Origin of the sequence: Kitasatospora sp. NPDC002551, assembly GCF_040296005.1 — a bacterium.
GTDB lineage: Bacteria > Actinomycetota > Actinomycetes > Streptomycetales > Streptomycetaceae > Kitasatospora.
The window spans coordinates 1-13265 of sequence record NZ_JBEOWI010000066.1; the positions used below are offsets into that span (position 1 = coordinate 1).

Here is a 13265-nt window from a genome sequence, read left to right on the forward strand (position 1 = left end):
CCGCCCCGGCCGCGCCCAAGCCGGCCGGTGCGCCGACGCCGGGCCCGCGCCCCGCGCCGCGCCCCGCCGCGGCTCCGGCCGCTCCGGCGGCCGAGTTCTCCTCGCCGGCCCCCGTGGCCGGTGAGACCCAGGCCCAGCGCCCGGCCGCCCAGGCCCCGCGTCCGGCCGGTGCCGCCACCGGCGGTGCCCGTCCGGGCCCGCGTCCGGCCGGTCCGCGTCCGGGCAACAACCCGTTCACCTCGGGTAGCGCCACCGGTATGGCCCGCCCCGGCGACCGCCGTCCCGGCGCGCCGGGTGGGCGTCCGGGTGCGCCGGCCGGCCAGGGCGGCGACCGTCCGCGTCCGGGTGGCGACCGTCCCCGTCCGGGTGGCCAGGGTGCCCCCGGCGCCGGTGCCCCGCGTCCGGGTGGCGACCGTCCCCGTCCGGGTGGCCAGGGTGCCCCCGGCGCCGGTGCCCCCCGTCCGGGTGGCGCCCCGCGTCCCGGTGGCGCGCCGCGTCCGGCCGCTCCGGGTGCCCCGGGTGCCGGTGCTCCGCGCCCCGACGGCATGCCGCGTCCGGCCGGCCCGCGTCCGACCCCGTCGGGCATGCCGCGTCCGAACCCGGGCATGATGCCGCAGCGTCCGGCCGGTCCGGGCCCGCGTCCCGGCCCGGGTGGCCGCGGTCCGGGTGGCCCCGGTGGCCGTCCGGGTGGTCCGGGTGCCGGTGGCGCCCGTCCGGGCTTCCAGGGCCGTCCGGCCGGTCCGGGCTCGCGTCCGGCCGGTGGCGGCTTCGGCGGCCCCCGTCCCGGTGGCGGTGCCCCGGGCGGCGGCGGTGGCTTCGGTCCGCGTCCGGGTGGCTTCGGCGGCCGTCCCGGTGGCCCGGGTGCCCGTGGTGGCACGCAGGGTGCCTTCGGCCGTGGCCCCGGTGGCCGTCCGGCCCGTGGTCGCAAGTCGAAGCGGGCGAAGCGCCAGGAGTACGAGGCCATGCAGGCCCCGTCCGTCGGCGGTGTGATGCTGCCTCGCGGCAACGGCCAGACCGTTCGCCTGTCGAGCGGCGCCTCGCTGATGGACTTCGCGGAGAAGATCAACGCCAACCCGGCCGCGCTCGTCTCCGTCATGTTCAACCTCGGTGAGATGGTCACCGCGACGCAGTCGGTCTCCGACGCGACGCTGCAGCTGCTGGCCGACGAGATGGGCTTCCAGCTCGAGATCGTCAGCCGGGACGACGAGGACCGCGAGCTGCTGGAGTCGTTCGACATCGACTTCGGTGCCAACGAGGGCGACGAGGACCAGCTGGCCCCGCGCCCGCCGGTCGTCACCGTCATGGGTCACGTCGACCACGGTAAGACCCGCCTGCTGGACGCCATCCGCAAGTCCAACGTGGTGGCCGGCGAGGCCGGTGGCATCACCCAGCACATCGGTGCGTACCAGGTGGTCACCGAGGTGAACGGCGAGCAGCGCCCGATCACCTTCCTCGACACCCCGGGTCACGAGGCGTTCTCCGCCATGCGTGCCCGTGGTGCCAAGTCCACCGACATCGCGATCCTGGTGGTCGCGGCCAACGACGGTGTCATGCCGCAGACGGTCGAGGCGCTGAACCACGCCAAGGCCGCCGGTGTGCCGATCGTGGTCGCCGTCAACAAGATCGACGTCGAGGGCGCCGACCCGACCAAGGTCCGCGGTCAGCTGACCGAGTTCGGTCTGGTCGCCGAGGAGTACGGCGGCGACACCATGTTCGTCGACATCTCCGCGCGCCAGGGTCTGCACATCGACCAGCTGCTGGAGGCCGTGGTCCTGACCGCGGACGCCTCGCTCGACCTGCGGGCCAACCCCGAGCAGGACGCGCAGGGCATCGCGATCGAGGCCCACCTCGACAAGGGCCGCGGCGCCATGGCGACCGTGCTCGTGCAGCGCGGTACCCTCCGCGTCGGTGACTCGATCGTGGTCGGCGACGCCTACGGCCGCGTCCGCGCGATGCTGGACGAGAACGGCAACAGCCTCGCCGAGGCCGGCCCGTCCCGCCCGGTGTTGCTGCTCGGTCTGACCTCGGTGCCCCGCGCCGGCGACAGCTTCATCGTCGTCGACGAGGACCGCACCGCCCGCCAGATCGCCGAGAAGCGCTCGGCCCGCGACCGCAACGCCGCCTTCGCGCAGCGTCGCGTCCGGGTGTCCCTGGAGGACCTGGACAAGGCCATCGCCGCCGGCTCCATCGAGCAGCTCAACCTCATCATCAAGGGTGACGTCTCCGGTTCGGTCGAGGCCCTTGAGGACGCCCTCGTCAAGCTGGACGTGGGCGAGGAGGTCGAGCTCCGGGTCCTGCACCGCGGTGTGGGTGCCATCACCGAGTCCGACGTGGACCTGGCGATGGGCTCGGACGCCATCATCATCGGCTTCAACGTGCGCGCCGAGGGTCGTGCGCGCGCCGCGGCCGAGAAGGAAGGCGTGGACGTCCGGTACTACTCGGTCATCTACCAGGCGATCGAGGAGATCGAGAACGCCCTCAAGGGCATGCTCAAGCCGGAGTACGAGGAGGTGCGCCTCGGCGCCGCGGAGATCCGCGAGGTCTTCCGCTCCTCCAAGTTCGGCAACATCGCCGGTGTCCTGGTCCGCGACGGCATCATCCGCCGCAACGCCAAGGCCCGCCTGCTGCGCGACGGCAAGGTCGTGGCGGAGAACCTCTCCATCGAGGGTCTGCGCCGCTTCAAGGACGACGCGACCGAGGTCCGCGAGGGCTTCGAGGCCGGTGTGACCCTGGGCTCGTTCAACGACATCAAGGTCGAGGACATCATCGAGACCTACGAGATGCGCGAGAAGCCGCGCGCGTAAGCGGGTGGCTGCCGGGGCCGGTCGACGGGTGGAATTTCCGTCGACCGGCCCCGGTCCTGCTGTGTAGGGTCCGGGGAGCGGTCCGGTTCGGGACCGCTCCCCGAGGCCTTCAGGTCGGCGAGACCTGTCACACATGTTCGTGGGAACACTCACCTTCGACCTGCTCCTGGGCGACGTCCGGTCGCTCAAGGAGAAGCGGTCGATCGTGCGGCCCATCGTGGCCGAACTGCAGCGTAAGTACAGCGTGTGCGCTGCCGAGACCGGGAACCAGGACCTGCACCGGCGGGCCGAGATCGGCCTGGCGGTGGTGGCCGGCGAGGCCGGGTACGTCACCGAGGTCCTGGACAGCTGTGAGCGGTTGGTCGCCGGCCGCCCCGAGGTTCAGCTGCTCTCCGCCAGGAGGCGCTACCACAACGACGACGACGAATGAGAGCCGTGGAGCGGCGGCGCGAGTCGCCGTTCTCACACGGATCAGGACCGAGAGCGCCCACAAGGCTGGGCGCGGGCCGGTACTTTGGGGCAGGGGCCCCGACGGGTGCGCAGCACGCCCGGGTACCAGGCCCACTGCACGAGGAGGCAACGTGACCGACACCGCAAGGGCGCGCAAGCTCGCCGACCGCATCCAGGTGGTCGTCGCCCAGACCCTGGAGCGCCGGATCAAGGACCCGCGGCTCGGGTTCGTGACCATCACCGACGCGCGGGTGACCGGCGATCTGCGCGAGGCCACCGTCTTCTACACCGTCTTCGGTGACGACACCGAGCGCGAGGCCACGGCCGCCGCGCTGGAGAGCGCCAAGGGCGTGCTCCGCTCGGAGGTCGGCAAGCAGACCGGGGTGCGCTTCACCCCGACGCTGACCTTCGTCGCGGACGCGCTGCCGGAGAACGCCCGGAACATCGACGACCTGCTCGACCGGGCCCGGGCCATCGACGCCGCGGTGCGCACCACCGCCGCGGGCGCGACCTACGCCGGCGACGCGGACCCGTACAAGGTTCCGGCGTCCGAGCGTGACGACGAGGACGAGTAGTCATGGCGGGTGAGCCGGCGGCGGCCGGTTCCGCGGCCGGTACCGGTTCGACCACGGGGGCGTCCTCCACCGACACGGTGGAGGACGCCCTCGCGGTGCTTCCCGGACCCCGCGCCGAGGAGAGCGGGTTCGAGCTGGTCTGGCAGCAGGTGGTCGCGGAGATCGGGCGGGCCCGTTCGGTCGACCTGATCTGCCACATCTGCCCGGACGGCGACGCGCTCGGCTCCGCGCTGGCGGCCGGGCTGGCCCTGCGCGGGCTCGGCAAGGAGGTCCGGGTCTCCTTCGGCGACGACCCGCAGATCGTCCCCGAGTCGCTGGCCTTCCTGCCCGGCCAGGAGCTGATCGTGCCGGCCGAGGCGGTGCCCGACACCCCCGAGCTGGTGCTCTGCTTCGACGTCGCGGCGCGGAGCCGGCTCGGCCTGCTGCACGACAAGGCCTTCGCCGCGCCGGTGCTGGCCGTCCTGGACCACCACGCCTCCAACCCCGGCTTCGGCACCCACCAGTTGATCGACCCGAGCGCCCCGGCCACCGCCGTCCTGGTGGACGAGTTGCTGCGCCGGCTCGGCGTCGAGCTGGACCAGGACCTGGCCACCTGCCTCTACACCGGTGTCGCCACCGACACCGGTTCGTTCAAGTACCGGGCCACCACCCCGGCGACCCACGAGCTCGCCGCGCGGCTGCTCGCCACCGGCATCCGGCACGACCTCATCGCCCGGCAGCTGTGGGACACCTCCTCCTTCGGCTACCTCAAGGTGCTGGCCGGCGCGCTCGACCGGGCCGTCTACGAGCCGCGGGCGGCGGGCGGGCTGGGTCTGGTGTGGACCTGGGTGCCGTACCAGGACCTGGTGCTGTTCAGCGTGACCGTCGAGGAGATCGAGGGCCTGATCGACATCCTGCGCCGCCCGGCCGAGGCCGAGGTGGCGCTGGTGCTCAAGCAGGACCCGGACGGCACGCTGCGCGGCTCCTCGCGCTCCAAGGGCGCGGTGGACGTCGCGGCCGCCTGCGCCGAGCTGGGCGGCGGCGGGCACGTCTTCGCGGCCGGCTTCTCCGCCCGGGAGGACGTCACCGCGGTGGTGGACCGCTTCCGGGCCGCGCTGCGGGTTCGGTAGCCGCGCCCGGGTTCGGTAGTTTGGCGGTGCGGTTGATGTTTGCAGGGCTTTGACAGAGAGAACTTGATGAAGCGCAAAGGCACCGGCCCGGACGGCCTGGTCATCGTGGACAAGCCGGAGGGCATCACCTCGCACGGGGTGGTCGCCAAGCTGCGGTGGCTGGCCGGGACGCGGAAGGTCGGCCACGCCGGCACCCTCGACCCGATGGCCACCGGCGTGCTGGTCATCGGCGTCGAGCGGGCCACCCGGCTGCTCGGCCATCTGATGCTCACCGCCAAGACCTACGAGGCGACCATCCGGCTCGGCCAGACCACCGTCACCGACGACCGGGAGGGCGAGGTCACCTCCTCGGCCCCGGCCGGCGCGGTGAGCCGGGAGGCGATCGACGCCGGGATCGCCGCGCTCACCGGCGAGATCATGCAGGTGCCGTCCAAGGTCAGCGCGATCAAGATCGACGGCAAGCGGTCGTACGCGCGGGTGCGCGAGGGCGAGGACTTCGAGCTCGCCGCCCGGCCGACCACCATCCACGCGTTCACCGTGCACGAGCAGCGCGCGGCGGTGGCGGAGGACGGCACGCCGGTGATCGACCTCGACGTGACCGTGGAGTGCTCCTCCGGCACCTACATCCGGGCGCTCGCCCGGGACCTCGGCGCCGGGCTCGGCGTCGGCGGCCACCTCACGGCGCTGCGGCGCACCAAGGTCGGGCCGTACGGGGTGGAGTCGGCGCACACCCTGGAGCAGCTGGAGGAGAAGCTGGAGGTGCTGCCGATCGCCGAGGCCGCGGCGGCCGCCTTCCCGCGCTGGGACCTCGACGCCGACCAGGCGAAGCAGCTCTCGCACGGCGCCCGGCTGAAGGCGCCCGGGCTGGGCGTGGACGGGCCGATCGCGGTGTTCGGGCCGGACGGCACCTTCCTGGCCCTGGCGGAGGAGAAGGGCGGCCAGGCCCGCCCGGTCGCCGTCTTCGTCGGCTGACCGGGGCCGGCGCGCCGTCCGTACCCTCAAGAAGCTTCACCCGTACGGGGGAGCGCGCGAGGTGAACCGAGGTCGTGAACGGCGCGGGCGCGGTCGGTCCGCGCTCGCGCCGGGCAGGCTCCCCGGCGGCGAGCAGGTCGCCGCGACGCGTCCACTCCCGGGCCGGCCGGCCCTGCGGGGAGGGCTGCGGGCATGCCGGGACTGCGGGGCTTCAGGGGCTTTCCGGGGGAGGACGACGCCGGCGCGGCGGGCGACGCGGGCCGCTCGCTGCTGCGGATCCGCGACCGGGACGGGCGGTTGCGCGGGCTCGGCTTCGTCGTGGACCGGCAGGGCACCGTCCTCACCGCCCACGAGGCCGTCGCGGGCCTCGACGGGGTGGTGCTGCACCTCCACGGCGGACAGACCCGGGTGGTGGGCCCGGAGCACGTCCGGCCGCTGCCCGGGCACGGGCTCGCCCTGCTGAGCACCGGCCCGGCCGGCGGGCTGCCCGTCCCGCCGCTGCCCCTCGCGGCGCCGCCGCGGGCCGACGGCGGCGAGGTGCTGCTGGTACCCGTCCCGGTGCGGGGCGAGGGGCGCGCGGACGGGCGGACGGTGCTGCTGCGCTGCGGCGCCGCCGCGACCACCGGGGCGGTGTACCCGCAGGCCGACCGCTTCCACCTGATCGGCGGCGTGCTGCTGCTCGACGTGCCCTCGGCGGCGGACGCGGCGGCCGTCCCGGCCGGGGCGCCGGTGCTGGACGCGGGCAGCGGCGCGGTGGTCGCCGTGGTCGCGCCCGGCCTGCGGGCCCCCGGACGGCCGGGGCCGCCGACCGCCGTCCCGGTCCGGGGCGCCGGGGCGGACGATCCGGCGCTCGCCGAGGCGCTGGCACGCAACGCGGCCGAGGTGCCCGGGTACGGAAGCGCCCTCAACCCGGCCGGGGTGCTGCGGCTTACCGCCGCCCAGCTCACGGCGGCGGGCGCGGGCCCCGGCCGGGTGGCCGCCCTGGCCGCCGACCGGGTGGACCGCCCCGACGGCCTGGCCGAGTGGGCCGATCTCCTGGTGGCGGGGAGCACGGACAGCTGCGGGCCGCAGGCCGGGGTGGTGGCGCTGGTGGGAGCGGCCGGGTCGGGGCGCAGCACCGAGGCGGCGGCCGTGGCGGTACGGCGCGGTACCGGGGAGCGGCCGCAGCCCACGCTCTGGTTGCGCGGGGCCGACCTGCCGGCCGGTGACCTCTCGCTCGCGGGCGCGGTGGAACGCGCGCTCGCCTCGGCGGCGGCCGGACTGGAGGTGCCGCCGCCCGGGGCGGCGGCGGTGGCGGCGCTCTGCGCGGCGGCCGGGCGGCCGCTGCTGGTGGTGCTGGACGGCCCGGAGGAGGCGCCGGTGCCGCTCGACGCGGACTGGCTGCGGACCTCGGCGGGCTGGCTGGCGGCGGCCGGGGCGCGGCTGCTGGCCGTCTGCGGGGAGGAGGGCTGGGAAGCGCTGGCACCGGGCGGGACGGCGGGCGACTTCCTGGTGCCGGTCGCCGGCGCGCGGCAGCGGGCGGGGGCGGTGCGGGTGGTGGTCCGCCGGCTCGGTCCGCTGCCCGCCGAGGCGGCCGACCGGGTGCGCCGGCGCTACGGCCTGCCGCCGGGCACACCGGCGGGGGAGGACGCCCGGCACCCGCTGGCGCTCCGGCTGGCGGGGGAGCTGTGGGCGCAGGGGCTGCGCGGTGCGCCGGTGCGCCGCGGCGAGCTGTTCGCGGCCCACCTCGACCTGTGCTGCCTGCGGGTGGCCCAGCGGCTCGCCGGGGACGGCCGCACCCGGCGGCCGGGGGCCCACCGGCGGGGCGCCGTCCGGCCGGCCGGGGAGGACACCGGGCGGGTGCGGCGCACGGCGGCGGCGGTGGCCGGGCGGGTGCACGAGGCGGCGCGGCGGATGCTCGGCGCCGGGGAGGGGGGCCTGGACCGGGCCGCGTTCGAGGAGCTGTTCCCGGCGGCCGGCGGCTGGGCGACGGCGGTGCTGGCGGAGGGGCTGTTCGTCCCGGCCGGGCCGGGCCACCGCTTCGCGCACGGGGAGTTCGCGGACTGGCTGCAGGGTCTGCACCTGGACCTGGACGCGGCGCTGCGGCTGCTGCTCGGCGAGGCCGAGGACACGCCGCCGGTGCCCGCCGGGGCCGCCGGCGGGTGGGCGGGGAGCAGGACGCCCGGCCCGGGCGTCCTGGTGCCGCGGCACCGGATCGGACCGGTGGCCGCCGCGCTCCGGCGGATCGGCGAGACCTGGGGCGCGCCGGCGCTGGATCCGTGGCTGCACCGGCTCTGGCGGGCCGTGGACCTGCGCCCGCCGGGCAGCGAACCCGGCTGGTGGGCCGGCGCGCTGCTCACCGCGGGGCTGGTGGCCAGCCCCGGCATCGGCGAACACCGCGCGCTGCTAGAGCAGTTGGCCGACCGGATCGTCGAGCGGGCGGCCGCCGCGGGTGGGTTCGAGCGGCTGCCGGTGCCGGGGCTGGGCGGGTTCGGTCCGGCGTTCTGGGCCGGGCTCGGCCTGCCGGCGGAGCAGGAACTCGCCCTGTACCGGAGGCTGGTGGCCGCCGACGGGCCGGACCGGCCGTTCCTCGCCGCGGTGGCCGCCCGGCTGCGCGCCGACCCGCCGGGCGTGCTGCCGTCGCTGTGCGCCTGGTTCGACGATCCGCGCGGTCTGCCCGGCCGCCCCGGGGTCACCGTCGCCGATCTCGCGCACGACCTGCTGTTCGCCCACCGGGCGCTGGCCCTGGACGAGTTGACCGAGGCGCTGGCCGGGGCCGCGCACCCGCGGGCGGACGCCCTGCTGGCCGTGCTCGCCGTCGAGGAGCCCTCGGCGCTCTGCCGCGCGGTCGACCGCTGGAGCCACGACCCCCGGCCCGAACGGCATGTCGCCGCCGCGGTGCACGCGCTGCGCACCGCCCCGTACGCGCGCGGCGCCGGGCCGGAACTGCTGCGGTTCACCGCGCTGGCCCTGCTGGACCGGGAGGACGAGCCGGCCCTGCACGGCGCCGCGCTCGCCCTGCTGCTGCGGGACGGGCGCAGCCGGGCCGGGCACCTGCCGGCGGCGCTGGCCGTCTACCGGCGCGGCGAGGACCCGTTCCTGACCGCGCGGGCGCTGGCCCCGGCACTGGAGAGCCACCCGGAGCAGGTCCTCGCGGCGCTGGCGGACCGGCTGGGCGGTCCGGCCGCCGCGGACCCGGCCGGCGCGCCGGTGGCCGGGACGCTGCGGGTGCTGGCCGACGCCCGGGCGCCGCTGGCCGTGCGCTGCGCCGCGGAGCTGGCGGCCCGGCTGCTGCGCGAACGGCCGGGGCTGGCCGGTCCGGTCGCCGTCGACTACCTGGGCCGCCGGCTGGCGCACGGGACGGTGGAGGGGGCGGTGGCCCGGCTGGAGCTGCGGGTGCTGCTGAACAGCGCCCTGGCGGCCCGCGCGGTGGCCGTGCGCCGGCCGTTCGCCGAGGTGCTGTCCCGTCCGGTGCCCGACCCGGTGGCGGACGCCCTGCGCTGCGAGCTGCTGGACACCCTGCTGGCCACCGAGGGAGATCCGGAGGTGCTGGCCGCCGCCGTCGCCGGGCTGGCCGAGCACTGCGCGGCCGAGCGGCCGGCACGGGCCCGCGCGGTGCTGGTGCGGGCGGCGGCCGGGCTGCCGGACGCCGACGGGCTGCTGGTGCGCTGCGCGGGGCGGTCGGCGGCCTTCGCCGCGCTGCTGGCGCGCTGGCCGGGGGACGAACGCCCGGCGCGCCCGGTGGGGCCGCGGCTGGACCGGCTGCGCGCCCTGGTGGCGGCCGGGCGGGACCCGCAGTACGCGGCGGCGGAGGCCGAGCGCGCGGGCGGTTCCGGGGCGCCGCGGACGCCCGCGACCGGGCCTCGGAACCCGACGGAGCGCTCAACCTGCCTTCCGGTGCCGAACTCCGGACAGGCGCATGGCACGCTATAGGGGTTCGGGTTTTGAGCGTTTGAGCGTACGGACGGTACGCGCCGTAGGGAACAAGGAGCGGTCAGGTGCAGCGCTGGCGTGGCCTGGAGGAGATCCCCGATGACTGGGGACGCAGCGTCGTCACCATCGGCTCGTTCGACGGGGTCCACCGCGGACACCAGCTGATCATCAACCGGGTGGTCGAGCGCGCCCGCGAGCGGGGCGTCCGCTCGGTGGTCGTCACGTTCGACCCGCACCCGAGCGAGGTGGTCCGCCCGGGCACCCACCCGCCGCTGCTCGCCCCGCAGCCGCGCCGGGCGGAGCTCATCGAGGAGCTGGGCGTGGACGCGGTGCTGGTGCTGCCGTTCACCACCGAGTTCTCCAAGGAGTCGCCGGAGGAGTTCTTCCGGCAGGTGCTGGTGGACGCGCTGCACGCCTGCCTGGTCGTCGAGGGGCCGAACTTCCGTTTCGGTCACCGGGCGGCGGGCGACGTCACGCTGCTGGCCGAGCTGGGCCGGGCCGCGGACTGCGGCGTCGAGGTGGTCGACCTCCAGGTGCGCGGCGCGGCGGGCGACGGCGAGCCGTTCTCCTCGACGCTGACCCGCCGGCTGGTCGGCTCCGGCGATGTGGCCGGCGCGGCCGAGGTGCTGGGCCGCCCGCACCGGGTGGAGGGCGTGGTGGTGCGCGGCGCGCAGCGCGGCCGCGAGCTGGGCTACCCGACCGCCAACGTGGAGACCGTGCCGCACAGCGCGATCCCGGCCGACGGCGTGTACGCGGGCTGGCTGACGGCCGACGGCGAGCGGATGCCGGCCGCGATCTCGGTGGGCACCAACCCCACCTTCGACGGCACCACGCGCACCGTCGAGGCGTACGCCATCGACCGGGTCGGCCTGGACCTGTACGGGCTGCACGTGGCGGTGGACTTCCTGGTCTACCTGCGCGGGATGGAGAAGTTCGACTCCATCGAGGCGCTGCTGGACCGGATGGCCGACGACGTGAAGCGCGCCCGCGAACTGACCGAGGCCGGCTGACCGCCGCCGGACACCACGAGGGCCCGCCGACCGGGAGGTCGGCGGGCCCTCGGCGTGCGCTGCTACTGCTGTTGCGGCGGGGCGGGCGGCGGGTAGCCGTAGCCGGGCGGCGGCTGCTGCTGGTTGTCGTCGGGCAGGCCGTAGCCGTAGCCGGGCGGCGGCGGGGTGGCCGGCTGCTGCCACTCCGGCGCGGGCGCCGGTGCCGGGGACGCGGAGGCGGGCGGCGCGGGGTGCTGCGGCGGGTACCCGTAGCCGGGCGGGGGCGGCGGGGCCTGGCCGGGCTGCGGGGCCCACGGCGCCCCCGGCGCGGGCTGGACGCCCGGCTGGCCGGGCTGCTGCGGGTAGCCGTTCGGGTACGGCTGGCCGTAGGGCGGCTGGGCCTGCGGACCGGGCTGCGGCTGCGGGTAGCCCGGCGCCGGGGGCTGCGGCTGGGCCGCCTGCTGCTGGGGCTGCTGCCAGCTCGCCTGCTGGGCGGCGGCCTGCTGGGCCCGGATGATGTCCTCGCCGACCAGGGTGGCCAGGTCGAAGTACGCCTCGCGGACCTTGGGCCGCATCATGTCGAGGTTGACCTCGGCGCCGGCCGCCAGGCTCTCGTCGAACGGGACCACGACCACGCCCCGGCAGCGGGTCTGGAAGTGCGCGACGATGTCCTCGACCTTGATCATCTTGGCCGTCTCGCGGACTCCGGAGACCACGGTGATGGACCGCTGCACCAGGTCGGCGTAGCCGTGCGCGGAGAGCCAGTCCAGGGTGGTGGAGGCGGACGAGGCGCCGTCCACGCTGGGCGTGGAGACGATGATCAGCTGGTCGGCGAGGTCGAGCACCCCGCGCATCGCGCTGTACAGCAGACCGGTGCCGGAGTCGGTCAGGATGATCGGGTACTGGCGGCCCAGCACGTCGATGACCTGGCGGTAGTCCGAGTCGTTGAAGGTGGTCGACACGGCCGGGTCGACGTCGTTCGCCAGGATCTCCAGGCCCGAGTGCAGGTCCTGCGAGGTGAACTGACGGATGTCCATGTAGCTGCGCAGGTGCGGGATGGCCGTCACCAGGTCGCGGATGGTGGCGCCGGTCTGGCGCTTGACCCGGCGGCCGAGGGTGCCGGCGTCCGGGTTGGCGTCGATCGCGATCACCTTGTCCTGGCGCTCGCTGGCCAGCGTCGCGCCGAGGGCGGTGGTGGTCGTGGTCTTGCCGACGCCGCCCTTGAGGCTGATCACCGCGATCCGGTAGCAGCTGAGCACCGGGGTGCGGATGATCTCCAGCTTGCGGGCCTTCTCCGCGGCCGCCGCCTTGCCGCCGAACTGGAAGCGCGGCTGCTGGCGCTGCTGCTTCGGCTGGCTGCGCAGCAGCCGGTCCGAGGACAGCTCGACGGCGGCGGTGTAGCCGAGCGGCGCGCCGTGCGCGGTCTGCTGCGGGGCGCCGGACTGCTGGAACGCGACCGGCGCGGAATGCGGCTGTTGCCACTGCGGGGCGCCGGGCTGGGGCTGCGCCGGCTGCTGGTAGGCGTTGGTCTGCGGCCAGCCGCCGGCCCGCGGGTCGGCGGTGGGGGCCTGCCCAGGCTGCGGCGCCTGCTGGCCGGGCTGCGGCGTCTGCTGGGCCTGCTGGGCTTGCTGGGCTTGCTGGGCCTGTTGGGGGGCCGCCCAGGCGGCCGGGTCCTGCGGGTAGGGCTGCGGCTGGCCCGGAGCAGCGGGGTAGGGCTGCGGCTGGGCGGGGCCCGGGTACGGCTGGGGCACCGGGACGGCGGCCTGCGGCTGGGCGGGGCCGGGCTGCGCGGGAGCCGACGGGTCGGCCGGCGGCCAGCCCTGGCCGACCGGCGGCGCGGGTGCCGGAGCGGGCTCCGGCACCGGCACGGGGACGGCATGCGCGGCCGGCCCGGCAGGCGCGTGCGGCGCCTGCCCGGCGACGCCCGGGACGGCCGCGGGGGTGGGGGTGGGAACGGGAGCCGGGGCGGGCGCGGCGGCCTCGGCCGGCTGCGGCTGGACCGGCGGCTGCGGCACGGTCTGGGCGGGAGCCGGGACCTCGACCTGCGGCTGAACCGGAACGGTCGGCGGCGCGACGGCCGGCGGCCCCGCGGCAGGCCCCGCCGCGGGGCCGGGCCCGGCCGCCGCCGGAGCGGCCGCATCGCCCGGAGGGGGCGTCACCTGGGCACTCGCGGCGGTCGCGCCCGGAGCCGGCGCCGGAGCGCCCGCGGCGTCCGTCTGCACGTACCAGGACGGGGGAGTGTAGTCGGGCGCGTCGGACCAGTCGTCGTCGTCCTCCGCCGCGTTGTCGCCGACGTAGACGCCGTCCCGATCGCTGCTCACCTAGGCTCCCTCGTGTTCGCCGCCGCACGTTCGCGGTGCCGTTGCCGTCTCACAGCCTAGGCCGTGGGCCACCCCCGGCTGAAGGCGGTGCCGCATCTCCGGAAGGGCCGCGGAAGGGCCGCCGAGGGGCCGC

The 13265-nt window shown here is 76.6% G+C and carries 8 protein-coding genes; 7 read left to right on the forward strand and 1 reads right to left on the reverse strand.

Annotation, left to right across the window (positions count from 1 at the left end; all coding sequences use genetic code 11):
- From infB to ABT093_RS35120, 7 genes are all read left to right on the forward strand, one after another.
- The coding region (gene infB, locus ABT093_RS35090) for a translation initiation factor IF-2 (RefSeq protein WP_350571235.1) at window positions 1-2804 on the forward strand (2804 nt) is incomplete at its 5' end.
- 133 nt (window positions 2805-2937) lie between these two features.
- Window positions 2938-3234: a DUF503 domain-containing protein gene (locus ABT093_RS35095; protein ID WP_350571236.1), complete on the forward strand. Its 297-nt coding sequence runs from the start codon at window positions 2938-2940 to the stop codon at window positions 3232-3234.
- Between the two features lie 151 nt (window positions 3235-3385).
- Window positions 3386-3829, forward strand: coding sequence for a 30S ribosome-binding factor RbfA (gene rbfA, locus ABT093_RS35100; protein WP_350571237.1), 444 nt, complete (start codon window positions 3386-3388; stop codon window positions 3827-3829).
- Between the two features lie 2 nt (window positions 3830-3831).
- Complete coding sequence (locus ABT093_RS35105) at window positions 3832-4938, forward strand: DHH family phosphoesterase (RefSeq protein ID WP_350571239.1); 1107 nt, start codon at window positions 3832-3834, stop codon at window positions 4936-4938.
- A gap of 66 nt (window positions 4939-5004) precedes the next feature.
- Window positions 5005-5910, forward strand: coding sequence for a tRNA pseudouridine(55) synthase TruB (truB, locus tag ABT093_RS35110; protein ID WP_350571241.1), 906 nt, complete (start codon window positions 5005-5007; stop codon window positions 5908-5910).
- A gap of 192 nt (window positions 5911-6102) precedes the next feature.
- Window positions 6103-9822 (forward strand): trypsin-like peptidase domain-containing protein, encoded by a 3720-nt coding sequence (locus ABT093_RS35115; RefSeq protein ID WP_350571243.1) that lies wholly within the window; start codon window positions 6103-6105, stop codon window positions 9820-9822.
- 65 nt (window positions 9823-9887) lie between these two features.
- Entirely contained in the window at window positions 9888-10832 is a 945-nt protein-coding gene (locus ABT093_RS35120; protein ID WP_350571244.1) for a bifunctional riboflavin kinase/FAD synthetase, read from the forward strand.
- 62 nt (window positions 10833-10894) lie between these two features.
- Here the strand turns inward: ABT093_RS35120 and ABT093_RS35125 are convergent, their stop codons facing one another.
- Complete coding sequence (locus tag ABT093_RS35125) at window positions 10895-13132, reverse strand: MinD/ParA family ATP-binding protein (RefSeq protein WP_350571246.1); 2238 nt, start codon at window positions 13130-13132, stop codon at window positions 10895-10897.
- Window positions 13133-13265: the final 133 nt, after the last annotated feature.